Annotated in this window: 19 protein-coding genes; 9 read left to right on the top strand and 10 right to left on the bottom strand. The window is 62.0% G+C overall.

Going from position 1 to position 25,702, the window contains the following annotated elements:
• The first annotated feature begins 204 nt into the window (after positions 1–204).
• Complete coding sequence (locus NQ050_RS03190; RefSeq protein WP_257037824.1) at positions 205–3,603, top strand: pyruvate carboxylase; 3,399 nt, start codon at positions 205–207, stop codon at positions 3,601–3,603.
• 11 nt (positions 3,604–3,614) lie between these two features.
• Here the strand turns inward: NQ050_RS03190 and NQ050_RS03185 are convergent, their stop codons facing one another.
• Positions 3,615–4,013 carry a hypothetical protein gene (locus NQ050_RS03185; RefSeq protein WP_257037823.1) on the bottom strand — a complete coding sequence of 133 codons (399 nt, stop codon included), beginning with the start codon at positions 4,011–4,013 and terminating at the stop codon, positions 3,615–3,617.
• 104 nt (positions 4,014–4,117) lie between these two features.
• Between NQ050_RS03185 and NQ050_RS03180 the strand changes: the two genes are divergently transcribed.
• Positions 4,118–5,020: a squalene/phytoene synthase family protein gene (locus NQ050_RS03180; protein WP_257037822.1), complete on the top strand. Its 903-nt coding sequence runs from the start codon at positions 4,118–4,120 to the stop codon at positions 5,018–5,020.
• A 29-nt stretch (positions 5,021–5,049) separates the two neighbouring features.
• Positions 5,050–6,621, top strand: a complete 1,572-nt coding sequence (gene crtI, locus NQ050_RS03175; protein WP_257037821.1) for a phytoene desaturase family protein — start codon at positions 5,050–5,052, stop codon at positions 6,619–6,621.
• Between the two features lie 82 nt (positions 6,622–6,703).
• Here crtI and NQ050_RS03170 read toward each other — a convergent pair whose 3' ends face one another.
• Positions 6,704–8,482: an acetyl/propionyl/methylcrotonyl-CoA carboxylase subunit alpha gene (locus NQ050_RS03170; RefSeq protein WP_257037820.1), complete on the bottom strand. Its 1,779-nt coding sequence runs from the start codon at positions 8,480–8,482 to the stop codon at positions 6,704–6,706.
• A gap of 304 nt (positions 8,483–8,786) precedes the next feature.
• Positions 8,787–9,665, bottom strand: a complete 879-nt coding sequence (locus NQ050_RS03165; protein ID WP_257037819.1) for a sulfurtransferase — start codon at positions 9,663–9,665, stop codon at positions 8,787–8,789.
• Positions 9,666–10,126: 461 nt separating this feature from the next.
• Between NQ050_RS03165 and NQ050_RS03160 the strand changes: the two genes are divergently transcribed.
• From NQ050_RS03160 to NQ050_RS03150, 3 genes are all read left to right on the top strand, one after another.
• Positions 10,127–11,185: a Cj0069 family protein gene (locus tag NQ050_RS03160; protein WP_257037818.1), complete on the top strand. Its 1,059-nt coding sequence runs from the start codon at positions 10,127–10,129 to the stop codon at positions 11,183–11,185.
• Positions 11,186–11,358: 173 nt separating this feature from the next.
• A complete protein-coding gene (locus NQ050_RS03155) occupies positions 11,359–13,455 on the top strand; it encodes an acyltransferase family protein (RefSeq protein ID WP_257037817.1) in 2,097 nt (698 codons plus the stop codon).
• A 134-nt stretch (positions 13,456–13,589) separates the two neighbouring features.
• Positions 13,590–15,083, top strand: a complete 1,494-nt coding sequence (locus NQ050_RS03150; RefSeq protein WP_257037816.1) for an NAD-dependent succinate-semialdehyde dehydrogenase — start codon at positions 13,590–13,592, stop codon at positions 15,081–15,083.
• Here NQ050_RS03150 and NQ050_RS03145 read toward each other — a convergent pair.
• The 7 genes from NQ050_RS03145 to NQ050_RS03115 form a co-directional block, all read right to left on the bottom strand.
• Entirely contained in the window at positions 15,080–15,526 is a 447-nt protein-coding gene (locus tag NQ050_RS03145; RefSeq protein ID WP_257037815.1) for a DUF3151 domain-containing protein, read from the bottom strand. The genes NQ050_RS03150 and NQ050_RS03145 overlap by 4 nt on opposite strands.
• A gap of 20 nt (positions 15,527–15,546) precedes the next feature.
• Positions 15,547–16,155 carry a nucleoside triphosphate pyrophosphatase gene (locus NQ050_RS03140; protein ID WP_257037814.1) on the bottom strand — a complete coding sequence of 203 codons (609 nt, stop codon included), beginning with the start codon at positions 16,153–16,155 and terminating at the stop codon, positions 15,547–15,549.
• Positions 16,156–16,166: 11 nt separating this feature from the next.
• Complete coding sequence (locus NQ050_RS03135; RefSeq protein WP_257037813.1) at positions 16,167–17,078, bottom strand: ribokinase; 912 nt, start codon at positions 17,076–17,078, stop codon at positions 16,167–16,169.
• A gap of 55 nt (positions 17,079–17,133) precedes the next feature.
• A complete protein-coding gene (locus tag NQ050_RS03130) occupies positions 17,134–18,132 on the bottom strand; it encodes a LacI family DNA-binding transcriptional regulator (protein ID WP_257037812.1) in 999 nt (332 codons plus the stop codon).
• Between the two features lie 528 nt (positions 18,133–18,660).
• Entirely contained in the window at positions 18,661–18,930 is a 270-nt protein-coding gene (locus NQ050_RS03125; RefSeq protein WP_257037811.1) for an acyl-CoA carboxylase subunit epsilon, read from the bottom strand.
• Positions 18,931–18,997: 67 nt separating this feature from the next.
• Complete coding sequence (locus NQ050_RS03120; RefSeq protein ID WP_257037810.1) at positions 18,998–20,629, bottom strand: acyl-CoA carboxylase subunit beta; 1,632 nt, start codon at positions 20,627–20,629, stop codon at positions 18,998–19,000.
• A 376-nt stretch (positions 20,630–21,005) separates the two neighbouring features.
• Positions 21,006–22,637: an acyl-CoA carboxylase subunit beta gene (locus NQ050_RS03115; protein ID WP_257037809.1), complete on the bottom strand. Its 1,632-nt coding sequence runs from the start codon at positions 22,635–22,637 to the stop codon at positions 21,006–21,008.
• Positions 22,638–23,052: 415 nt separating this feature from the next.
• Between NQ050_RS03115 and NQ050_RS03110 the strand changes: the two genes are divergently transcribed.
• Genes NQ050_RS03110 through NQ050_RS03100 form a run of 3 tightly spaced genes read left to right on the top strand, consistent with a single transcriptional unit; the run spans position 23,053 to position 25,670 of the window.
• On the top strand, positions 23,053–23,868 hold the full coding sequence (locus tag NQ050_RS03110) for a biotin--[acetyl-CoA-carboxylase] ligase (protein ID WP_257037905.1): 816 nt from the start codon (positions 23,053–23,055) through the stop codon (positions 23,866–23,868).
• Positions 23,869–24,405, top strand: coding sequence for a hypothetical protein (locus tag NQ050_RS03105; RefSeq protein WP_257037808.1), 537 nt, complete (start codon positions 23,869–23,871; stop codon positions 24,403–24,405).
• Between the two features lie 53 nt (positions 24,406–24,458).
• A complete protein-coding gene (locus NQ050_RS03100) occupies positions 24,459–25,670 on the top strand; it encodes a 5-(carboxyamino)imidazole ribonucleotide synthase (protein WP_257037807.1) in 1,212 nt (403 codons plus the stop codon).
• The last annotated feature ends 32 nt before the right edge of the window (positions 25,671–25,702 follow it).

Genomic DNA, 25,702 nt, shown 5'->3' with positions numbered 1-25,702 from the left:
TAAAAATTTTTGCTTATGCCCATTTGTGTTTGTTTAAATCAATAACCAGGAGTTTTGTGGAGCTGCCCGCCTTGAAACCCACAAAAATCTCAATCAATACCACAGTATTTCAGGGGGCGAGGGCGCGCGATATAGCTCACATAGTCTAAGTTTTGTGGGTAGAGAACACAGACCTCCTTTTCTTGGAGGAAGGGATAGGAACACATGAACAGTCACACCGGTTTTTCCAAAATCCTGGTTGCAAACCGCGGCGAGATCGCGGTGCGCGCATTCCGCGCCGCTTTTGAAACAGGCGCTTCCACAGTTGCTGTCTACCCAAAGGAGGACCGCAACTCCTTCCACCGTTCTTTTGCTTCTGAGGCGGTGTTGATCGGCGAGGGTGGCTCGGCCGTCAAAGCATATCTGGACATTGATGAGATCATCCGTGCCGCCAAACTCACCCGCGCTGATGCGGTTTACCCCGGCTACGGCTTCCTTTCTGAAAACGCCCAACTGGCTCGCGAGTGTGCAGAAAACGGCCTGACCTTCATCGGCCCACCGCCCTCGGTGCTGCAGCTCACTGGTGACAAAGCAGCTGCCGTTGCCGCAGCCCGTGAGGCCGGCCTGCCTACCCTCACCGAAACCAAGGCCACCTCAGACCCAGCAGAGCTCGCTGAGCTGGCAAAAGACCAAGTCTTCCCGGTGTTCGTGAAGGCCGTAGCTGGTGGTGGCGGGCGTGGCATGCGCTTTGTGGAATCCCCGGAGGTGCTGGAAAAGCTCGCCGCTGAGGCCTCCCGCGAGGCCGAGGCCGCGTTCGGCGACGGCCGCGTGTACGTGGAGCGCGCCGTGCTCAACCCGCAGCACATCGAGGTGCAGATCCTTGCCGATGCCACCGGTGACGTGATCCACCTCTACGAACGTGATTGCTCCCTGCAGCGCCGCCACCAAAAGGTGGTGGAGATCGCCCCTGCACAGCACCTTGACCCCGAACTGCGCGAGAAGATTTGCCAGTCCGCCGTGGACTTTGCCCGCCACATCGGCTACCAGGGCGCAGGCACCGTGGAGTTCCTAGTGGACGAGGCCGGCAACTACGTGTTCATTGAGATGAACCCTCGCATCCAGGTGGAGCACACCGTGACGGAAGAGGTCACGCAGGTGGACTTGGTGAAGTCGCAGATCCAGATCGCCGCCGGCGCCACCCTGAAGGAGCTGGGCCTCACCCAGGAATCCATCCACACCGAGGGCGCGGCGCTGCAATGCCGCATCACCACGGAGGATCCCTCCAACGGTTTCCGCCCAGACACCGGCACCATCACCGCGTACCGCAGCCCGGGTGGCGCGGGCGTGCGCTTGGACGGTGCGGCCTCCCTGGGCGGTGAGATCACCCCGAACTTTGACTCGATGCTGGTGAAACTCACCTGCCGCGGCGTGGATTTCCAAACGGCCGTGAACCGTGCCCAGCGTGCGCTCGCCGAGTTTACCGTGTCCGGCGTGGCCACCAACATTGGCTTCCTGCGCGCGTTGCTGCGCGAGGAGGACTTCCAAACCAAGCGCATCTCCACCGGCTTCATCGCCGAACACCCATGGCTGCTTCAGGCACCACCGGCCGACGATGAGCAGGGCCGCATCCTGGACTACCTCGCCGACATCACCGTGAACAAGCCACACGGCACCCGCCCAGCGGTGGTCAATCCGGTGGAGAAGCTGCCGGCCGAGGTGCCTGCCTCCCTCCCTCGTGGTTCGCGTGACCTACTGCTGCAGAAGGGGCCAGCGGAGTTCGCCAAGGCACTGCGCGCGCAAGATGCCCTCGCCGTTACGGACACCACGTTCCGCGACGCCCACCAGTCGCTGCTGGCCACCCGCGTGCGCTCCAACACGTTGGTGGATGCCGCCCGCCATGTAGCACACCTGACGCCACAGTTGCTCTCCGTGGAGGCTTGGGGTGGGGCAACGTACGACGTGGCCCTGCGTTTCCTCCACGAAGATCCCTGGGCCCGTCTCGATGAGCTGCGCGAGGCGATGCCGAACATCAACATTCAGATGTTGCTGCGCGGCCGAAACACCGTGGGATACACCCCGTACCCAGATTCCGTGTGCAACGCATTCGTGAATGAGGCGGCGCGTTCCGGTGTGGACATCTTCCGCATCTTCGACGCCCTCAATGACGTCTCCCAAATGCGCCCGGCCATCGATGCGGTGCTGGCAACCAACACCGCCGTAGCCGAAGTAGCCATGGCCTACTCCGGTGACCTCACGGACCCAGGCGAGAAGCTCTACACCCTGGATTACTACCTGAAGCTGGCGGAGCAGATCGTTTCCTCTGGCGCTCACATCTTGGCTATCAAGGACATGGCTGGGTTGATGAAACCGCAGGCCGCCGCCAAGCTGGTGACCGAGCTGCGCCGGAACTTTGACCTCCCCGTGCATGTGCATACCCATGACACTGCCGGTGGGCAGCTCGCCACCTACTGGGCAGCGGCGAACGCAGGGGCTGACGCCGTGGATGGTGCGTCGGCACCGCTTTCCGGCACCACCTCCCAGCCTTCGCTGTCCGCGATCGTTGCCGCCTTTGCCAACACCTACCGTGACACCGGCCTTTCCCTGGATGCGGTGGGTTCCCTGGAGCCGTACTGGGAGGCCGTGCGCAAGCTGTACGCGCCGTTCGAGTCTGGCGCCCCTGGCCCAACCGGGCGCGTGTACCACCATGAAATCCCAGGTGGGCAGCTTTCCAACCTCCGTGCGCAGGCAACCGCGCTGGGTTTGGCGGATCGCTTTGAGCTCATCGAGGACAACTACGCCGCGGTGAATGAGATGCTCGGCCGCCCAACTAAGGTGACGCCTTCCTCCAAGGTGGTCGGTGACCTCGCGCTGTACCTGGTGGGCGCGGGCGTGGACCCTAAGGACTTCGCGGCGGACCCGCAGAAGTATGACATCCCCGATTCTGTGATTGCCTTCCTCCGCGGCGAGCTGGGCACCCCTCCCGGTGGTTGGCCAGAGGAGCTGCGCAACAAGGCGCTGGCTGGGCGTAAGGAGTCGCGTGATTCCCTGGCGCCGCTGGCCAAGGAGGATGAGGAGGCGCTGCGGAACCCCGAGACCGTGCGCGCCACACTGGATCGCCTGCTCTTCCCGGCGCCGGCGAAGGAGTTTGCGGAGCACCGCCGGAAGTTCGGTGACACCACCGCGCTTGGCGATGCCGAGTTCCTTTATGGCCTGGTGGAAGGCCAGGAGACGGTGATCAAGACCGCTGATTCCAACGTGCCAATGATCGTGCGCCTGGACGCTGTGGGCGAGCCGGACGCCAAGGGCATGCGCAACGTGGTGTGCAACGTCAATGGTCAGATCCGCCCGATCTTGGTGCGCGATACCTCGGTGGAGTCCGTCACTGCCTCCGCGGAGAAGGCCGATCCGAACACCCCAGGCCATGTGGCTGCGCCGTTCGCCGGTGTGGTTACCCCAACCGTGGAGGTGGGCCAGGAGGTCAAGACCGGTGAGGAAGTTGCCGTGATTGAGGCGATGAAGATGGAGGCATCGATCTCCGCAACCAAGGACGGCAAGGTGGCCCGCGTGGTGCTCACCCAGCCAACCAAGGTTGAAGGTGGCGACCTTCTCCTCGTGATCGAGTAGGCGCCAACCAGTTAGTCCCGCACCTCGAGCCCCTGCGCGCGAGCCCAGCGAGTGATCGGTCCCCGGATCTCGCTGGCTGCGTCGGCAGGGGTTTTTGGTGGGAGCACCGGGTCGTTGGGCAGGACGCGCTGCGGATCGCCGATCGGGGTGATGCTCAGCGTGCCTTCGTTGAGTTCTGCAAAGGCGATCATCTCCACGTTCGTTTGCTCGCACACCGCCCACGCGGCGTAGCTGCTCCCGCTGCTGGTGTCGGTTTCGGTGTCGGGGTTCCAGTCGCGGGCGCGCTCGGGGTCGATCTTGCGGCCAAGCTCGTTTTGGAGGGCTGCGAGGGCGGGGCGGTCGTCGATGCGTTCGTCGGTGTGGATGGGGCGCGCGTAGAAGCGCCCGCCGTTGATTTCGGTTGGTTCCATGTCCACCATCGTAATTCACGGAGTTGAACGCTGTTTAGTTCTTGGTGGGCGAGGCTTCTCAGCGTGCGGTGTACCATAATTGGATGCGCAAAAAAGGAGGTCACATGGCGCGCGAGCACACCCACAAGCCAACCCCAAAAGGGGCGCTGCTCGCACGCTATGATCGCACCGCACAGCGCGCCGCGGCTCAAGTGATCGCAGGGTATTCCACGAGCTTCTCCGCCGCAACCAGGCTGCTTTCCGCCCCGATCCGCCAAGACATCCGCAACCTCTACGCGATGGTGCGCATTGCAGACGAGATCGTAGACGGCACTGCCACCCAGGCCCGGAGCACCCAGGCCCACAACGCCCAGGCGCAAGCCAGCCACACGCCCAGCGAACTGCTGGAACGCTACCGCAAGAAAGTCCTTGACGCGCCAAAGCACCGTTTCCACACCGACCCCATCCTCCACGCCTACGCGCTCACGGCCAGGCGCTGCGACTTCCAAGTACACGAGGTGGAGGCGTTCTTCTCCGCCATGCACACCGACCTCACCCCGCGCGGCTTCACTGCCGAGGAGCTGAGCCGCTACATCTACGGCTCCGCGGAAGTCATCGGCCTGATGTGCCTGAAAATCTTCCTGCGCGGCCATAGCGTCACCCCAGTGCAACGCGAGTTGCTGGAACGCGGCGCACGCAGCCTCGGCGCGGCCTTCCAAAAGGTGAACTTCCTGCGCGACGCATCCTTTGACCAGCAGCAGCTCGGCAGGCATTACATTGCCGACGCAGCCAGCCACCGCGAGCTCGCAACGCAGGCACGCGAGGATCTGGCGCACGCCAAAGCCGCAATCACGTTGCTTCCCGCGCAGGCGCGCTACGGGGTCGCCGCGGCAACAGAACTTTATGAACACCTCTTGGAGAAGGTGGAACAACCACAGGAGGTTCGGCGGCGGGTGCCGGGTGCTGCCAAGGCGTTCATCGTTGCACGGGCGGTTGCGCGCACAACGCTGCATCCGAAATCGAAGTAGGAAATCAAAACCGAAGAAAGGTGTGCGCAATGGCTCGGCACGCAGTGGTGATTGGCGCGGGTATCGCGGGACTGGCAACTTCGGCGTTGCTTGCACGCAGTGGCATGCAAGTCACCGTGATTGACAAGCTCGAGGAGCTAGGCGGGCGCGCGGGCAGTTTTGCCCATGAGGGGTTCCGCTGGGACACCGGCCCGTCCTGGTATCTCATGCCAGAAGCCTTTGACCACTTTTTTGAACTCTGCGGCACCAGCACCGCCGCCGAGCTTGACCTTGTGGAACTCGCCCCGGCCTACACTGTGTGCAACGAGCAGGGCCGAGTTGCCCAGGTGACCTCGGGCCTTGGGCACGTCGAAAAGCTTTTTGAATCCCTGGAACCTGGGGCGGGGGAGAAGGTGCGTGCCTACCTTGAGCAGGCCGAGAAGCTTTACCAGCTTGCGCTGCGGCATTTCCTCTACACCAACTTTGCGCGCACGGCGAACTTCCTCAACCCGGCGATCCTGCGCAACGTGGGGCTGCTGGGCCGGCTGCTGCTGAACAGTCTGGAACGGCACGTCGCTGCGCAGTTTGCCCACCCGGTGTTGCGGCAGGTGCTGAGCTATCCGGCGGTGTTTTTGTCTACCTCTCCGGGGCGGGCACCGGCGTTGTACTCGCTGATGAGTCACACGGATCTGGTGCAGGGTGTGCGCTACCCGATGGGCGGGTTCCGGGCGGTGGTGGAGGCGATCGCCCGCCAAGCTCGCAACGCTGGAGTGGAGTTTCTGCTTGGGCAGGAGGTGTGCGCAATCACGGTGGAAGACGGGCGCGCTATCGGCGTGGAGACGGCGCAGAAGCAGCTCCGCGCGGATGTGGTGGTGAGCTGCGCGGACGTGGAGCACACCAAGACGCTGCTCCCGGGAACCGCTGCGGATTCCGGGGTGGTGCGTGCGGCCGACAAGCACTCCAAGGGCTCCAAGGTCCCCAAAGAGTCCAAGGAGCCGGGAATCTCGGCGGTGCTGCTGCTCCTCGGCGTGCGAGGCTCACTGCCGCAGCTCACGCACCATACCTTGCTGTTCTCTGAAGACTGGGGCCCGGATTTCCAGGCGGTGTTCGGTGATGGGAAACAGAAGGCTTCGAGGTCGCTGTACATTTCCAAAACCTCAGCCACCGACCCCAACGTGGCCCCCAAAGGCCACGAGAATCTCTTTGTCCTGGTGCCTACGCGTGCCGACGAAACCCTGGGGCACGGCAACGCCTATGGCACCCAAAGCCCTGAGGTGGCAGCGATCGCCGACCAAGCCATTGAGCAGATCGGCGCCTGGTTGGGAATCAAGGATTTCCGCGAACGCATCACCTGTAGCTTCAGCATTGGGCCGGCAGACTTTGCGCAGCGTTACCACTCGTATCGCGCCGGGGCGATTGGGCCCGCGCACACCTTGCGGCAGTCCGCGATGCTGCGCGGACGTAATGACTCAAAGGTGGCGGGGTTGTACTTTGCCGGGGGAACCACCGTGCCCGGAGTAGGCGTGCCTATGTGCCTCATCTCAGCCGAAAACGTGGTGAAGCGCCTGGCGGGGGATCGCAGCGACGCGCCCTTGCGGGAGCTGCCTGGTTTGGAAGGGTGAGCTCCAAAGGCATGAAAAAAGGGGCCGAAGCCCCTTTCTATTCAGCCTAGCCAGCTGGGCCAGCGAGGCCAGCTAGTGAGCCTTACTTGATGTCAAGCAGTGCCTGGCCCTTGGTCACGCCCTCGCCAGCGGCGACGGCGAGGCCCTCCACCTTGCCGGACTTGTGAGCCTTCACTGGGTTTTCCATCTTCATGGCCTCCAGGACCACAACCACGTCACCCTCATTGACCTCGGCGCCGTCTTCAACGTTCACCTTGATCACGGTGCCCTGCATTGGGGCTGCAACGGTGTCGCCGGAAACGCCCGCCTTGGCGCCACCGGAGCGGCGCTTCTTGGCCTTCTTCTTCACGGCGCCCGCGCCGCCACCGAGGGCGAGGTCGCCTGGGAGAGCAATTTCTACGCGGCGGCCGTCGATTTCCACGATGACCTTCTGGTTCGGGGTTGCTGCCTCTTCTTCGTCGGCCTCTGCAGGGTCAACGTAGGCTGGGATTGGGTTCTCCCACTCCTCCTCGATCCACTTGGTGTAGACGTCGAACTTTTCGCCGTCACCAACGAATGCAGGGTTCTCCACGATGTGGCGGTGGAATGGGATGACGGTTGGCATGCCCTCCACTACGTACTCGCCGAGTGCGCGGCGGGAGCGCTGCAGCGCCTCCTCGCGGGTTTCGCCGAAGACGATGAGCTTGGCGAGCATGGAGTCGAACTGACCGCCGATGACGGAGCCTTCCACGATGCCGGAGTCCATGCGCACGCCTGGGCCTGCTGGCTCGATGTACTTGGTTACCTTGCCTGGTGCAGGCATGAAGTTGGAGCCGGCGTCCTCGCCGTTGATGCGGAATTCAAAGGCGTGGCCGCGTGGGGTTGGGTCTTCCTTGATGTGCAGCTCTGCGCCTTCAGCGATGCGGAACTGCTCGCGCACCAGGTCCAGGCCGGTGGTGGCCTCGGTGACTGGGTGCTCCACCTGCAGGCGGGTGTTCACCTCGAGGAAGGAGATCAGGCCGTCGGAACCAACCAGGTACTCCACGGTGCCTGCGCCGTAGTAGCCAGCCTCGCGGCAGATGCGCTTGGCGGAATCGTGCAGGGACTTGCGCTGCTCGTCGGTGAGGAATGGCGCTGGTGCCTCCTCAACGAGCTTTTGGAAGCGGCGCTGCAGGGAGCAGTCGCGGGTTCCGGCAACGATCACGTTGCCGTGTTGGTCAGCGAGCACCTGGCACTCCACGTGGCGTGCCTTGTCCAGGTAGCGCTCCACGAAGCACTCGCCGCGGCCGAAGGCGGCAACAGCTTCACGGGTTGCGGACTCGTACAACTCCGCAACTTCTTCCATCTTGTAGGCAACCTTCATGCCGCGGCCACCGCCACCGAATGCAGCCTTGATGGCGATTGGCAGGCCGTGCTCTTCGGCGAATGCCACAACCTCGTCGGCATTCTTCACCGGCTCCTTGGTGCCAGGTGCCATCGGGGCGTCTGCGCGCAGTGCGATGTGGCGTGCGGTCACCTTGTCGCCAAGATCGCGGATGGACTGTGGGGAAGGGCCGATCCAGATGAGGCCGGCGTCGATCACTGCCTGTGCAAAGTCGGCGTTCTCGGAAAGGAAGCCGTAGCCTGGGTGGATTGCGTCCGCACCGGACTTCTTTGCGGCGTCCAAGATCTTGTCGATCACAAGGTAGGACTCGGCAGAGTTCTGACCACCAAGGGCAAATGCCTCATCGGCGAGGGAGACGAATGGCGCGTCTGCGTCTGGCTCTGCATAGACCGCAACGCTGGCAATGCCTGCGTCACGGGCCGCGCGGATGACGCGAATTGCGATCTCGCCGCGGTTTGCAATGAGGACCTTAGTAATCTTCCTAGTTTCCACAGACACTGAAAGCTCTCCTGGTTCGTTGTGGCGCTTGGGCGGAAAGTCCACAGTTTCTTGCACAAAAGTTCCCCGGCTTTCGTTGGCTCGGGGGTGCAAGTTTGCAAACTTTGAAAACCACCGCAAGTGATGTGAGTTTGTTCAAGATAAATCCCTCGCGTTGCTGCACGAAGGACGTAGCAGGAACATTCTTACATAAATCCAAAGCAAAGAAAGCAAAAAGCCGCGACCTTTTGAATCGCGGCTTTTCAGGACACAAACTAAACGCTGTTCAAGTATTCCTGCCTACCCTACGCGGGGGTGACCTGGCTCATTCGCCTGTCTCAATTGGCATGCGGGTCATATTGCCCCACTCGGCCCAGGAGCCGTCGTACACGCGTACATTTTCCTTGCCCAACAGGTATTTCAGGGCAAACCAGGTGTGCGCAGCGCGCTCGCCGATGTGGCAGTACACCACGGCCTCCTCCGGGCCCAGGAAGTCCTTGTAAATCTCCTCCAGCTCCTCCCGGGAGCGGAAACGGGCGTTCGGGTGTACCGCTTGGCTCCACAGGATGTTCACCGCTCCTGGGATATGGCCGTGGCGCAATACCCCTGAAGAGGGGGAAACTTCGCCTTCGCCCGTAGGCGCGGCAGTGCCTTGGAACTCTGCCGCCTCGCGCACGTCGATAAGCTTGAACTCATCGAGCTTGGCGCGCAGCTCGTCAACATAGATGCGCGCGGTGGCGTCATTGCGTGTTGGAACGGGGTAATCGGTGCGGGGGAGTTCGGGGACGGCGTAGGAGGTGTCGCGTTCCTCGGCCATCCAGGCGTCGCGGCCGCCGTTGAGTAGGCGGACGTCCTCATGGCCGAAGATGTCGAAGATCCACAGGGTGAACGCCGCCCACCAGTTGGACTTGTCGCCATAGACCACCACGGTGTCGTCGCGGGAAATGCCCTTCTCGCTCATCAGGCGGGCAAAATCCTCGCCGGTAATGTAATCGCGGATCGTGGCGTCGTTGAGATCCTTGAACCAGTCAATACGCATGGCGCCGGGGATATGGCCGATGTCATACAGCAACGAATCTTCATTGGACTCCACCACCTTCAGTCCCGGCGTGCCCAGGCGCGCGCTCAGCCACGCTGCAGAAACCAGGCGCTCAGGGTGCGCGTATTCCTGGAGCAGCGGATGGGGGTCAAACGGTGCAGGCATGGTGGCTCCTAGAAACGCGGGAAAGAATGGGCGTCAAAGTACGGTTACAGAGTAGCGGCACCCACGGACACGCGGAGGAGCAACGGCCAAAAACCCAAGAGGGGCCGCAAAACTCAATATTTCCTTAAGATCTTTCGCGAGCGTGCCGACGCCCCCAAGGTGGCAGGTGTGGTGGGCAAACGGGGGAGTCGCGGAAGCAGGGGGAGGGGGTGTGAGAAGCGGGTGTGGCGTTGATTACTCTCAGGCTTTGTTGAGGCGAAAACCATAGTTGTGCCGCGTAGAATTGCTGCCTAGTGAACTCCTGCACGCGGGCCATCACATGTTGGGTTTTGTGTGGTTTGTGGCTTCTGTGTGCTTGCCGGTTTGCGCCAATAGTTGGTTTTTCAAGTTTTCGCTGAACGTTTTGTTGAAAATCTGCGAAAACTTCCACAAGAAGTTTCCATATGAAAGGGAATACGCACGTGCACAAGAGCATCGTTGTCTTCGAGGTTGAGGGTGGCTCCGACAAGTTCATTGACGGGCACCGCAAGGACACCATGCCCATCGTCAACGCCATCAAGGAAGCTGGCTACCACTCTGAGGTGGTGTACTTCCGCCCCGAGTGGGCTGACACCATCTTCGAGTACGTGTCCAACAACTTCGATGCCTACATTTCCCGCGTGAACCCTGGCAACATTCCAGGCGGTGAAAAGGGCTACTTTGCCCTGCTTACCAAGCTTTCCGAGGCCGGCCTGGTGGGTATGTCCACTCCTGCTGAGATGATGGCATACGGTGCCAAGGACGCACTGGTGAAGCTCAACGACACCGACCTCGTTCCCTCCGACACCGCCGCATACTACGACGTGGAAACCTTCCACAACACCTTCCCAACCTCCATTTCCTACGGCGAGCGCGTGCTCAAGCAGAACCGCGGCTCCACCGGTGAGGGCATCTGGCGTGTGCAGTTGGAAGACAAGGAGCTGGCCGCTTCCGTGGAACCAGGCACCGCACTTCCACTGGACACCAAACTGCGCTGCACCGAAGCAGTGGACAACCACACCGAAATCCGCGAGCTCGGCGAGTTCATGGACTTCTGCGACCAGTACATTGTTGGCGACAACGGCATGCTCGTAGACATGCGCTTTATGCCTCGCATCGTTGAGGGCGAGATCCGCATTCTGCTGGTTGGCCCACACCCAGTGTTCGTGGTGCACAAGAAGCCAGCTGCAGGTGGCGACAACTTCTCCGCAACCCTGTTCTCCGGCGCAACCTACACCTACGACAAGCCAGAGCAGTGGCAAGAGCTCGTGGACATGTTTGCTGAGGCTCGCCCAGTGATCGCTGAGAAGCTCGGTGGAGACAACATCCCACTGATCTGGACCGCAGACTTCATGCTTGCAGACGGCGAAAACGGCGAGGACACCTACGTCCTCGGCGAGATCAACTGCTCCTGCGTGGGCTTCACCTCCGAGCTGGACATGGGTATCCAGGAGCTCGTTGCCAAGGAGGCAATCGAGCGCGTGGAGAAGAAGTTCGCCTAAATCACTCCTCACAACTGGGGCCCGAGCTCGTTCGGGCCCCTTTTTGGTGTTGGTGGGTTAGTGAAAACTGGTCTGCTTGCATACACTTTGAGGGGTTAGCCCGCGCCCAACCGGCGTGAGCGTTGCACCCCACACTTTGTGCGAACAGAGCGAGAAGAAGGCACCCGAAGATTGTGAACAAGTACCGGTACGACCTTGACGGACTTCGGGGTATCGCCATCGCCTTTGTGGTGATCTTTCACGTTTTCGTGGGCAAGGTGTCCGGCGGCGTGGACGTATTCCTGCTGCTTTCCGGCTACTTCTTCCTTGGCTCCCAACTGCGCTACGCCGCCAAACCCCAAGCCAGTGCAAACATGCTGTGGCCGCTGTGGCGAACCGTCCGAAGGCTCGTGCCGGCGCTGGTGTTGGTGCTGGTAACTACTGCGGTAGCGGTGGACCTATTCGCGCCGCAATTAAAGGTGAACAACTTGGGGCCGCAACTGGTGGCCAGCTTGGGGTACTACCAAAACTGGCAACTCGCTGCAGATGGCCAAGCCTATGGTGCTGCGGCGGATTCCGTGAGCCCACTGCAGCACTTGTGGTCCATGTCCGTGCAGGGGCAGTTTTACGCAATGGCCATTGTCTTTGCTGCGCTCATCACGCTGGTGGTGCGGCGCTTGCGCTCGCGTGGGAACACCGTGCAGACGATCAAGCACCTGGCCGGCATCCCGCTGCTCATCGCTACCGCCATCTCCTTCGGCTACGCCGCCTACCTGCAGGGAGTGGCGCAGGACCTCAACTACTATTCAACCTGGTCCAGGTTGTGGGAGCTCACCTTGGGTGGCGCCCTCGCAGTGTACGCAACCACCGCCCGCACTCCAGCCCCCGTGCGCGTGGCTGCCGGATATGTGGGGCTAGGCATGGTGCTCAGCACCGGTTTCTTGTTCGATGGAGCCCTGCAGTTCCCCGGCCCCGCCGCGCTGTACCCGCTGGGTGGGGCGGCGCTGATGATCCTGGGCGGCGGCGCCGGCATGGGCTGGCTGGGTTCCAAACCCATGCGTTGGCTGGGCAACATCGCTTACCCGTTGTACCTGTGGCACTGGCCGCTGCTGATCGTCACCCTCGTGGCGATTGGGCAACCTGAGCCCACGGTGACTATAGGCCTGTTGGTGGTGGCAGCCTCCGTGGCGCTGGCCTGGCTGAGCCACACGATCATCGAGCAACCCCTGCGCCAGCATGCCCCACGCCCGCAGCGAGGCGAGCAGCGCGTTGCGGCGGCGGCTGCGTCGGTACGCACTACCGGGCTTGGGAAAATGCGCGCGGCGAGCGGCGTGCTTGTGGCGGCGCTGGCGGCGTCGGTGCTGTGGGTGCCTGCGGCCTGGCAGGCGGAGGCTGAGCAGTTTGCCAACATTCGCCTGGACCCGCGCGTGTACCCAGGGGCGATGGCCACGGCGGGTGCCAGGGTGCCCAACGTGCCCGCGGAACCGGACCCGTCCTTGCTGGTGTCTAGCCTCTCGCCGGCGTGGAGCGACGGCTGCATGGCCGAGGTGGGGGACCCGCCAACGCGGATCGCCATTGATGATTTCCCGACGGAGCACTGCACCTACGGTGACCCGAACGCGGAGTTTACTGTGTATGTGCTGGGTGGTTCGCACGCGGAGCAGTGGATGGCCGCGCTTGATGGGCTGGGCAAAGCTCACGCGTTCAAGGTGATCCCTCTGGTGCGCCAAGGATGCCCCGCCTACGCGGAGGAATTGGACGGCGTGTTCACCCAAAGCTGCACCACTTTTAACGAATTGGTCCTGGAGCGCGTGGCGCAAGACAAGCCGGACCTGGTGATCAGCAACTCTACCCGCCCCCTCCCGGAGCGCCTACGCTTCCAAGACGAGGTGCCACTGAGCTACCGAACCTTGTGGAACTTCCTAGAGGAGCAGGGCATTGCCTTTGTGGGCCTACGGGATAATCCCTGGTTCATTGAGGAAGGCGGCGCCGGCAAGCTCGTGAGCATCTGTGCTGAAGAAACCGGCGATCCAATCGCTTGCGGGCAACCCCGCGCGGAGGTCTACAGTGCCGTAGACCCCGCCGCCGCGCTGCTGAACAGCGAGACTATGAAATCCGTGGATACCTCCGCATGGTTTTGCCCTGGCTCCGACTGCCCCGCGGTGATCGGCAACATTTACGTCTACCGCGACGGCAACCACATTTCCGACGACTACGCCCGCTCCACCATGCCGCTGCTGTGGGCGGAAATGGAGCCGGTGTTCCGCGCAGCAGGGCTGGTGGGGGTGTAACCGACCCACGCGTGTGCGGGGGCGGGCCTATGCTGGGCTGCATCGGCAATACAGCACCCGAGCTCGATCATGGGAACCGGACTGTACTTTTTGGGCTCCCTGGCTGAGCTGCGTGCGAAAGGAGACCCGCAGAAATGAATGCACCACAGGGCGCACCAGATATCAAGGCCTTGCCTGGCAAGGTTCCAACCGGCCTACTCATCGGGGGAGAGTGGGTGGAATCGGCCTCCGGCGACACCTTTGACGTGCTCAACCCAGCCACTGAGGAAGTGCTGGCAACCTTGGCCTCTGCCGACGCCGACGACGCCCTACGCGCCTTAAGCGCCGCCGCGGACGTACAGGATGAGTGGGCACGCACCGCACCGCGTGAGCGCGCGGAAATCCTGCGCGCGGGCTTCGAGGCAATCGTGGAGCACCGCGATGAATTTGCTACCCTTATGACCCTTGAGATGGGCAAACCACTGGCGGAAAGCGATGCCGAGGTGACCTACGGGGCGGAATATCTGCGCTGGTTTAGTGAGGAAACAGTGCGGCACTACGGGCGGGTGAGCAGCACTCCTGAGGGCACGCTGCGCATGATTACTCGCTACAAGCCGGTGGGGCCCTGCCTGCTGATCACTCCCTGGAACTTCCCACTTTCCATGGCCACCAGGAAGATTGCTCCGGCGCTTGCGGCGGGCTGCACGATGGTGGTCAAGCCCGCCAAACTCACCCCGCTGACCACGCAGTATTTTGCCAAAATTATGCTTGAGGCCGGGCTGCCGGCGGGTGTGCTCAATGTGGTGTCGGGGAAGTCTGCCTCCGCGATCTCGGAGCCGATCATGGCGGATTCGCGCCTACGCAAAATGTCTTTCACCGGCTCAACGGCAGTAGGCAGGGTGCTGCTGGAATCGGCCGCTCAGAATATCCTGCGCACCTCCATGGAGCTCGGAGGCAACGCCCCGCTCATTGTGTGTGAGGACGCCAACATTGAGGAAGCCGTAGCTGGTGCCGTGGCGGCGAAGATGCGCAACGGCGGGCAGGCCTGTACCTCCGCAAACAGGATTTTTGTTCATGAGGAGGTGGCCCAGGAGTTCACGGAGAAGTTTGTTGCGGAAATCGCTGCTTTCAAGGTAGGCAATGGCCTGGATCAGGGCGTGCGCATGGGGCCGCTCATCGAGCCTGCGGCGGTGGAGAAGATGGAAGAGTTTGTGCGCGACGCCACGCGAAAGGGTGCCCACGTTGCCACAGGTGGTGCGCGCATTGAGGGCAAAGGCTACTTCTTTGCCCCAACGGTGCTCACCGGCGTGACCCCGCAAATGCGGGTGTTCCAGGAGGAGATCTTTGGCCCGATCGCCCCGGTGCTCACCTACCGCAGCGAGGAGGAGGTGCTGCGCCTTGCCAATACCACCGAATACGGCCTGGCCTCCTACGTGTTCACCGAAAATGTAGACCGCCTGTGGCGCATGGCGGATGGCCTGGAGTTCGGCATGATGGGCTTTAATGCTGGCGTGATCTCCAACGCGGCGGCACCTTTTGGTGGCGTGAAGCAATCCGGTTTGGGCCGCGAAGGCTCAGCCGAGGGAATCAACGAGTACACCAGCGTGCAATACCTCGGCCTGCGCGACCCGTACAGCCAACGCCGTTAGTTGTCCAGTAAGTCGGCCACGACCGTGGGGGCGGCGTCGGAGAGCATCTGCCGGCAGCGGTCGTATTCGGCTTCGTCGCCAATCAACGCCGAGGCCTTCGCCAGAGCGGCGATTGCCATGAGCACCCCGCGATTCGGCTCGTGGCTCGCCGGAACAGGGCCAAAGCCCTTCCAGCCGTTGGCCCGCAGGCGGTCCAAGCTGCGGTGGTAGGCCGTGCGCGCAAAGGCATACGCCACGGCCTTCGCTTCTGCTCCTTCCGCACCCTCAATTGCTGCGGCGGCAGCGATGCGCTCTAAGGCGAGCGTCGCCCACGCATACGGGCTAGCCGGGGCTTCGAGGACAGTGGCCACCGTTACCTCGCCGCTGTAGTCCTCCGGCAGGTGCACTGGTGGGGGAGCAAGCATGTCATTGACGGTCTTTGGGTTGCTGTGTGCTTGGTTCATGCCCACCATCATGCCATCCATCAATCCCAGGCGGCAGGGGCCTCCCACAACTCGTGGACTTGGTAGCCCAAGGCGTACAGCGCGCGGCGTACCACCGGCAGTGAAAGGCCGATCACGCTGGAGGGATCCCCCTCGATGCGGTCAATGAACCAGCCCCCGATCGCCTCTAAGGTGAACGCACCCGCACATGGCAGCGGCTCTCCGGTGCGGGCATAGGCCGCGACGTCGGCGTCGGTAGCCTCCGCAAAAAAGACGGTGGTTTGCGAGGTCTCGCTGTGCCTGCCGCGCGGAGTGACGATGCAATGCCCCGTGAGAAGCACTGCCTTCTTGCCTCGCTGCGCGTGCCAGCGCTCGATGGCTTTGTCCACGGTGTGGGGCTTGCCCTGCAACTCACCGTCTAAGAGCAGCATGGAATCCCCACCGATCACCACGTCATCCGGGTAGTGCGCCGCCACCGCTTGGGCCTTGGCCTCGGCCAGGGCCGCCACAATGTCCTCCGGCGCGGCACCCTGCAGGCGCGCGGCAATGGCCTCCTCATCCACGTCCGCGGGATGCACCACCGGCTCCACCCCCGCCGAACGCAGGATTGATTGCCGGGAAGTGGAGGCTGAAGCAAGAACGACGCGCATAAGGCCCAATTCTAGCTGGGCAGCTCGGCGTCTTGCGTTGGGTAGGAATCCTGAGCACCCACGCCCTGCACGGCATACGCGCCCACCCTGTTGGCAAACTCCGCAGCCTCCTTCAGGGAGGCGCCCTGGAGCAGCTTGGCCACGAAACCGCCGGCAAAGGCATCCCCTGCGCCGGTAGTGTCCACGGGTTGTACGTCCAACGGGGAGATGTGTTCTGTGGCTTCGGCAGTGGCCAACAACGCACCCTTGGAGCCCAGGGTGATCACCACGGAGGTGAAACCCAGATCCAGCAGCGCCTGTGCCAATTCTTCCGGGGCTTGTGGGGTTGTTGTTGGCTGGTTGGGGGAGCCGAGCTGATCCAGGACCAGCTGCGCCTCATGCTCATTGACCATAAGCGGATCAGCCTTGAGCAGCACTTCGCGGTTCACCTCCACCACGGGTGCCAAATTGATGACCACTCGTCCAGTGCTCAATTCCACGGCCTTTTCAATACCCGAGGCCGGGATTTCCCCTTGGAGAAGTAGGATGTCTGCGCCAGCGATGGTGTCTTTCGCCTGGGCCACAAACTCCGCATCCACCGCCGCGTTCGCACCGGGCACCACGATGATTGAGTTTTCTGCGTCCTCGGATACGGAAATGATGGCTAGGCCCGTCGGGCCGGACAGCGTGTGGACGTCCTCCAAACCCACCCCCGCCGCGCGCATGGTGCCGATCGCTGTGGCGGCGTTGGCGTCGCTGCCAATTGCCCCCACAAACCGCACCTCTGCTCCCTGCAGCGCCGCAGCTACCGCCTGGTTTGCCCCCTTGCCGCCAGGGCCAACCTCGCCGCCTGAGCCGAGGAGGGTCTCGCCGGGTTGCGGGTGGCGCTGCACTGTGACGCGGAGATCAGCATTGATGGAGCCAACGGTTGCAATGTATCCCATGGAGGTTCCTTTCCCAGGCCGATTAGACGTGTTTCCTAACCAGTCTACTGAGGGCCTAGGACAGGTTTGCCGATGCCCTGTTGATAAAGCTGGTGGGAAGCACCACATTGCGGGCGGGCTTGTGTTCGATGAGTGCGTAGAGCTGCTCAAATGCTTCGCTGGCTATGCACTCTACATGTTGATCCACCACCGCGATTGGGGGGTCAAAGAGATGGAAGAAGGAGATTTCGTCGAAGCCCACCAGAGCAAAGTCCTTGCCCAGGCGGCCTTCCGCCTTGTTGAGCGCCTCCGAGGTGCCGATGGTGGACATTAAGTCAGAGGTCAGCACAGCATTCACCCCCTGGGAGAGCAGGGCAGTGGCGGCCTTTTCGCCTTCATCTACCCGGTAGTTGCCGCACTCCACCAACACCTCAATGCCCAACTCCAGGGCAACCTGCTCCACGGCGCGCAGGCGCGCTCGTGCGGTGGAAGCTGATTCAGGGCCGGAGACAAAGCCGACGCGTGCATGTGGCAGCCCCGCAAGGTGAGTGAGCGCCTCACGGATGCCGGGGAGGGGATCAGCGGTGACTGAGGGTACCGCGAACTCGGTTTCTCGGTCCACGGTGATCACCGGAACACCCGCCTCGATGATACTGTTCAACGCTTGGTTGCTTTGGGCGTACGGGACCACAATGAGGCCATCTACCTGCTGGGAGGAGAGCATTTCGATACTCGCGGCAAGTTGGGACTCATCATCACCAAGGTGGTTCAGAAGGATGAAATATCCCTTATCATTGGCCGCACGTTGGATGCCCGCTGCGAGATTTGCAAAGAAAGGGTTGCGGATATCTGGAACCAGCACGCCAATAATGTTTGAACGCTGTGTGCGCAAAGCTTTTGCCAACGCGTTGGGCCGATAATCCAGTTCTCTTGCCGCCTGGCGGACTACTTCCCGCGTGCGCTCGGGAATCACCGGATTTTCGGATAGCGCGCGGGAGACCGTACTGACAGAGAGACCTGTTTTTTCAGCAATATCCTTCAGCGTGCCGCGTTTACGCGGCCGAGACTCTGCCATAAAGATTCCATTCCACTAGAGGCTATGGCACATCAATTGGCGCTAAGAGATGTATGCACGGTGCGTACACGGGGTGAGGGAAACCGCCAATTGAGGTGCATTTTGTTGAGGGGCTGCCTCTGCGATGCCGAAGCGATCCTGCAGAATCGCAGCGCTTCACGGCCGGTGCAGGCTCACCCGCCCCAGTCTGAGCGCGCCGCTCCAACCACTCGGATAAGTATAAACCACTTCAGATAACCGATTTTCTCTCTCAAGTGCCGCTGCCGTATGCCATAATTTTAGATTTCCGAGTGTCCGGCTCCAGTTTTGGGAAAAGTGCGCCGTAAAAGTGGTTTTTAGGCTACACAGCCTCTCATTGGGGACTGGGTGGGGAGCAAAATTTCTGGGAATGAAATTGCTTGCCAGATCACCAACGTTGGGGTATCGAGGGCCGGACGGTGCTGGAGACCGCAGCACGCACAAGCTAACCCCTCCCCGCCTTGATGTGTGAACTGGCTGGAAGGGGTTTGTGGCTGGGCTTGGTGCCCTTTAGTAGAGGCTCATGTTCCGAAATGCAGCAGGGTTGTAGGTGGTGGGGCGCTGGAGGCGCTCCTCCAGGCTGCCCCAGAGGTTGCGCTCACGCTCGGGTTCCTGCGCCTGCGCCGCGTTGTTTGCCATGGTGGCAAACAGGGCGGTGAGGGTTGCAACCTGGGTTGGGTCGGGGTTGCCCTTCACCACAGTCAAGAAAGGCTTCTTTGCGGCCTCGGCGGCGCCATCTTGCTGGGCATCCTGTGGCTTTTCAGATGCGGTATCAGACATGGTGTTCCTTTAAGGGTGTATTCGGGCTTGTGCGTGAACCTGCTGCTTGAATCTGTAAATCTGCAGTTTACAGTGGAATGTTGCCGTGCTTCTTTGCAGGGACGTTGACCACCTTGCGGTCGAGGAGGCGCAGGCCTTCGATGATCTGGCCGCGGGTCTCAGATGGAGGAATAACGGCGTCTACGTAGCCGCGCTCTGCAGCCATGTATGGGTTCACCAGAGTCTCCTCGTATTCCTTCTCGTATTCCTTGGCCACTGCCACAACGTCCTTGCCCTCTGCAGCCGCAGCCTTGAGTTCCTTGCGGTAGATGAAGCCAACGGCGCCGGAAGCGCCCATCACGGCAATCTGTGCGGTGGGCCATGCGAACACCAGGTCCGCGCCCATGTCCTTGGAGCCCATCACGCAGTACGCGCCGCCGTAGGACTTGCGGGTGATCACGGTGATCTTGCCAACGGTTGCCTCAGAGTAAGCGTAGAGGAGCTTCGCGCCGCGGCGGATGATGCCGTTGTACTCTTCGGAAGTACCTGGCAGGAAGCCTGGAACGTCCACGAACTCGATGATTGGGATGTTGAAGGCGTCACAGGTGCGCACAAAGCGGGCAGCCTTCTCGGAAGCCTTGATGTCCAAGCAGCCAGCGAACTCGGTTGGCTGGTTTGCCACGATACCCACAGAACGGCCCTCAACGCGGCCGAAGCCGATGATGATGTTGCCGGCGTAGCCCTCTTGGATCTCGAAGAAGTCGCCATCGTCCACAACGCGGGTGATGACGTCCTTCATGTCGTAAGGCTGGTTCGGAGAATCTGGGATCAGGGTGTCCAGCTCCAGGTCGGAGTCGTTGATGTTCTCCTTGATGGAACCCACCATGATGTCGGCTGCCTCACGCGGTGCCTCGGCGCGGTTGTTGGAAGGCAGGAAGCCAACCAGGTCACGCACCCAGTCAAGTGCGTCGGCGTCGTCAGCAGCGGTGTAGTGGGAGGTGCCGGAGGTAGCCATGTGGGTGTGTGCACCACCCAGCTCTTCCTGAGTCACTTCCTCGCCGGTCACGGTCTTGATCACGTCTGGGCCGGTGATGAACATCTTGGAGGTCTTGTCCACCATGATGATGAAGTCCGTCAGCGCAGGGGAGTACACGTGGCCGCCTGCACACGCGCCCATGATCAGGGAGATCTGTGGGATCACGCCGGAAGCAAGGGTGTTGCGGTAGAAGATCTTGGAGTACAGGCCAAGGGAGACCACGCCCTCTTGGATGCGGGCGCCGGCGCCCTCATTGATGCCGATCAGTGGAACGCCGGTCTTGATGGCCAGGTCCATGATCTTGACGATCTTTTCACCGTAAACTTCGCCCAACGCGCCACCGAAGACCGCGCCGTCCTGGGAGAACACGCAGACCTTACGGCCTTCGATGGTGCCGAAACCGGTGACCACACCATCGGTCACTGGGCGCTTGGCGTCCAGGCCGAAGTTCTTGGAGCGGTGACGCGCGAGGGCGTCCACCTCAACAAAGGAGCCGTCATCGAGCAGGTACTCGATGCGCTCGCGGGCGGTCTTCTTCCCTGCCTCATGGGTGCGCTCCACGGCTGCCTGGCCCATTGGGGCCTGGGTCTCAGCGAGGCGGGCGCGAAGATCGGCAAGCTTTCCAGCGGTAGTGGTGAGATCAGGAGCCTGTGCTCCGGTTTCATTCATCGTTGCGGCAGTCATGACTCCATAGTTTATGCGGTGAAGAAAGTTTTTGTGAACGGTTATCCAAGAAACTTTTGGATTGGGAGCTACTTCTCCACCTTTCGGGGGCGAATAGGCGCAGCCCCAGCGGAAAAGTACAGCTTGCGGCCGGTGAGCAGGCACATTCGGCGTAGAATGTGGGGGTGTGCTTGGGGGTGAAACGGTGGGAGTTTTCCCGCCAATTCAGGCCTAGCCAAAGCCCCCGCGCTACAGGTGGCTAGCTTTGCAAAGCCACCCTTTGCAAGACCCCAAAGCGCACCTATATATACGGAATATACGGAAGAAACGCGCGAGCCCGCGCTCCCCACGGTGATGGGTGTGGCGCGGGCGGCGTCGGAAAGCTCAGGATGAGCTCTTACAGCGGAATGTTGCCGTGCTTGCGTGCGGGGCGGGCTACATTCTTGTCGCGGTAGAGGCGCAGGTTGCGCGCGAGCTGGCCGCGGGTCTCGGAGGGGAGGATGACAGCGTCGATGAGGCCGCGCTCCGCAGCGAGGTAGGGGTTGAGCATGTGGTCCTCGTACTCAGCCTCAAAGACCTTGGCGAGCTCCACGATGTCCTCGCCGCGATCGGCTGCCTCCAGCAGCTCCTTGCGGTGCAGGAATCCGACGGCACCAGCAGCGCCCATCACCGCGATCTGAGCGGTGGGCCATGCCAGGTTGAGGTCGGCGCCCAGGCCCTTGGAGCCCATCACGCAGTACGCGCCGCCGTAAGCCTTGCGCATGGTGACGGTGATCTTGGGGACCGTTGCCTCGCCGTACGCGTAGAGGAGCTTGGCGCCGCGGCGCAGGATGCCCTCGTGCTCCTGACCTGCGCCGGGGAGGAAGCCGGGGACGTCCACGAGCATCACGATGGGGATGTTGAAGGCGTCGCAGGTGCGGATGAAGCGGGCGGCCTTTTCAGACGCGTCGATGTCCAAGCAGCCGGCGAGCTGAGTTGGCTGGTTTGCCACGAACCCCACGGATTCGCCCTCGATGCGGCCGAAGGCGATCACCACGTTCTCCGCGCGGTCGGCCTGGATCTCCAGGTACTCGCCGTCATCGGTGAGGGACTCAATCACTTCACGCACGTCATACGGGGTAGAGGGGGAGTCCGGGATGATGTGGTCCAGCTTGAGATCGTCTGGGGTGAGGTTGGTGTCAATGGAACCCTCCTCACGCTCGTATGGCTCCCGAGGTGCCATGCTGCGATTGTTCGACGGCAGGAAACCCACCAGGTCATGGACAAAGTCCAGGGCATCTTCATCGCTGGACGCGGTGTAATGGCTGTTGCCGGAGGTGGACATGTGTACGGAGGCGCCGCCCAGCTCCTCTTGGGAAATGACCTCGCCGGTGACGGTCTTAATCACGTCTGGGCCGGTGACGAACATCTTGGAGGTCTCATCCACCATCACCACGAAGTCGGTGAGGGCGGGGGAGTAGGCGTTGCCACCGGCGCAGGCGCCCATGATGACGGAGATCTGCGGCACCACTCCGGAGGCGTTGATGTTGTGATAGAAGGTCCGCGCGATGAGGTCCAGGGACACCGCGCCGTCCTGGATGCGGGCGCCGGCGCCCTCGTACAGGCCGATCAGGGGGCGGCCGGTGGTCACGGCGAGTTCCATGATCTTGCACATCTTTTCGCCGTACACCTCGCCCAACGCGCCGCCGAACACGGTGCCGTCCTGGGAGAAGATGCAGACCTCGCGGCCGTCGATGGTGCCCCAGCCGGTGACTACTCCGTCGGTCACTGGGCGCTTGTGTTCCATCCCGAATGCGGTGGTGCGGTGGCGTGCGAGCTGGTCGGTCTCAATGAAAGAGCCTTCGTCCAGGAGGTAGTCCAGGCGCTCGCGCGCGGTGAGGCGACCGGCGTTGTGAACGCGGTCAAATGCTTTCTCACCCATCGGTGCGGCGGCTTCCTGGCGCCGCGCCTTGAGGTCAGCGATCTTGCCCGCCGTGGTGTTCACGTTCTTCAAGGCAGCCGCGTCAACAAAAGATGAGGAAATGGTCATGTTTGGGGATTCTAAACAAGGTTTGCCCACGAAAGCTATAGGGACTTCGGCGTGTCGTGCTCGGGTCTGCCGCAAACCTGCAGGTCAAAATTATTTCCGGAGGGAAAAGATTTTTGCTGAACGTGTGCTAACTCACAGGACTCCGCGGTTCGAGGCGTCAAAGAGAGGGCTTTGGGCGGGCTTTCCGACGCCCCCAAGGCCGAAGCGTTCCCAGGGCAGATGGGGCGTGTCCGGGGAGCTGGCTATCATTGGCACCGTGAGTACACATCCAGACGATCACACAGCTCAACCGCAGCAGGAGTCGGGGAAGAAGCCGAGGCCGGGGAAGGGGCGCGCCACGAACGCGTACCCGGAGTGGCCAGTTGCGCCGCGCGATGAATACTCGAGCCCCCCAACAAAGGATTCCCGCAACCCGCTGAACACGAACTACCTGCGGGAACAGCTTGTAGAAAACGGCCCCTACAATGCCCTTGAGCATTCTCTTTCCACGGGTTCCACCAATACAGACCTGGTAGCCGCTGCGCACAAAGGAGCTGCTGCCTGGACAGTAATGCTCACCGAACACCAGGAGACCGGCCGCGGGCGCATGGGGCGAAAGTTTGGCGCACCAGCCGGTTCCCAGCTCACCTTGTCCTTTTTGATCCGCCCACCGCATTCAGCCCTGGAACGCATTGGCACGATGGCACTGGCCACTGGCCTTGCCCTGGTGGACGCCCTGCGCCAAGGCCCGCTTCCTGGGGCAACGGTAATCGGCGGCAAAGATACCCACGCCGCGGAAGTGGGGTTGAAGTGGCCCAATGATCTGCTTGCCGGCGGGCGCAAACTTTGCGGCATCCTTGCGGAGGCGGTGGACCTTGGGGAAAACCCAGCAGTGGTGATCGGCCTGGGGCTCAACACCTCAATGACGGTGGCGGAACTTCCCGTGGCCCACGCCACCAGCCTGGAACTGGAGGGAATCCCGTATGAACGCAACGAGCTTGCGGTCCGGGTCTTGCTGGCGCTCCACAAGCGCATGACGCAGTGGGAGGCGAATGATCCCAACCTGATGGATGACTACCGCGCCGTCTGCACTTCCATTGGGAAAGACGTGCGAGTCATCCTCCCAGGTGATGAGGAGTTGCTCGGCCGCGTGCTCACCGTCAGTGATGATGGCCTGCTCCACGTCCGTGACGCCCAAGGCGAGGAACACGCCCTGGCGGTAGGCGATGTAGTGCACCTGAGGTTGCAGTAGATGGCACAGCAACGCAAAGAACGCCTGCTGGTGGACGTAAGCACCCCGCTGGGCAGTCACCTCCAGGAGGTTGCCGAGCTGGTGGTTTATACGGGGTTGGCCTGGGCTTTCATCGGCTATCTGGATTCAGGAACAGCGCCGGCCTTTCTTGCCGCAACCCCCACGCTGCGAAATGCGGTGGTGTGGATCTGGGTGGCACTCGTGGTACTGCGTTTCCTGCTGCCAGTGTTGAGCTCAAGACGACGCCGCATCAAGGTCACAGACCAGCGGCTTAGCCTGCGCGGCCGGGGAATCAGGGGAAGGAAAGAGGATATCCCGCTTGAACAAATCCTTGAAGTTGGGCGTCACCGGAACACCCTCCACCTGGTGCTGGTGGGATGGGATCGCCCCTACCTCATTCCCAATGTGCCCAAAGCAAAACGGGTACAGGCGGTGCTCAGTGGAGCACGGGAGCGAGCCTTTGCCGAATTGGCGGCGCAGCGCTACGCCCAGTCCCACAGTGCTGCCGCGCTGGGACCTGCCGGGATGGGTGGCTAGCTGCGTCGGCACGCGGTGTGTGAGTGAGGGGAAGCGCAACGTATAGTGGGAACGTGGCTGAACAGACTTCCTCTCCTCATCCTTCCCACGCGCAGGGCATGCCAATTGTTGCCGTGATTGGCGATGGGCAATTGGCCCGCATGATGCACACCGAAGCCATCGAGCTTGGGCTCTCGGTCCGCCTGCTCGCGGGTGCGCCCGATGCATCTGCGGCGCAGGTGACTTCCGACGTACTGTACGGGGACTACACCAACCTTGAAGATCTCCAGCGCGCAGCCCAGGGGGCCAGCGCGTTCACCTTTGATCATGAGCATGTGCCAAACGAACATCTAGAGGTGTTGATCGCCCAGGGGATCAACGTGCAGCCGCAGCCGGCAGCGCTGGTGAACGCGCAGGACAAGTTGGTGATGCGTGAGCGTCTGGCGGCACTCGGTGCGCCGGTTCCCACCTTCGCTGCCATTGATTCGGTGGAGGATGCGCGCCAGTTCTTTGCGCTCACGGACGGGGCAGTGTGCTTGAAGGCTCGCCGCGGCGGCTACGACGGCAACGGCGTATGGTTCCCGGAAAGCGAAGCCGAGCTCGTGGAAAAAGTTACCGAGCTGCTAGGCCGCGGTGTGCCGTTGATGGCGGAACGGAAGGTCCGTTTGGTGCGAGAACTCTCCGCGATGGTCGCGCGCACCCCGAGTGGGCAGACCGTGGCGTGGCCGGTGGTGGAGTCTGTGCAAACCGGCGGGATCTGCACCGAGGCGGTGGCGCCCGCCCCCAACCTCCCGGAGGCACTCATGCTAGAGGCCCGGGACTTGGCCCAGCGTATTGCCACCGAACTTGGCGTCACTGGCGCGCTTGCAGTGGAACTGTTTGAAACTGAAGATGAGCATGGGCAGCCAGAGATTTGGGTCAACGAGCTTGCCATGCGCCCGCACAACACCGGGCACTGGACCCAGGACGGCTGCGTGACCAGCCAGTTTGAGCAGCACCTCCGCGCGGTGCTGGACTGGCCCCTCGGCTCCACGGAGATGCTCGCTCCAGTCACCGTGATGGCCAACGTGCTTGGTGCGCCTGAGGACCCAGACATGCCGATGCCGCAACGCATGCAAAAAGTGTGGGAAAAGTACCCCAACGCCAAGATTCACCTCTACGGCAAAAACCACCGCGCAGGGCGCAAGATCGGGCACGTCAACATGGTTGGCCAAGACGCAGACACTGTGCGTGCCGAAGCCCGCGACGCCGCGCACTTCCTGGTGCACGCCAAGTGGCAGGACTAGGACTACCACACCATCCATCACTTAATTTCTGG

It is taken from the genome of Corynebacterium sp. 122RC1 (assembly GCF_024580955.1).
GTDB lineage: Bacteria > Actinomycetota > Actinomycetes > Mycobacteriales > Mycobacteriaceae > Corynebacterium > Corynebacterium kozikiae.
Note: the sequence above shows the minus strand (reverse complement) of the source record. Positions and strands in the feature narration are given on the sequence as shown.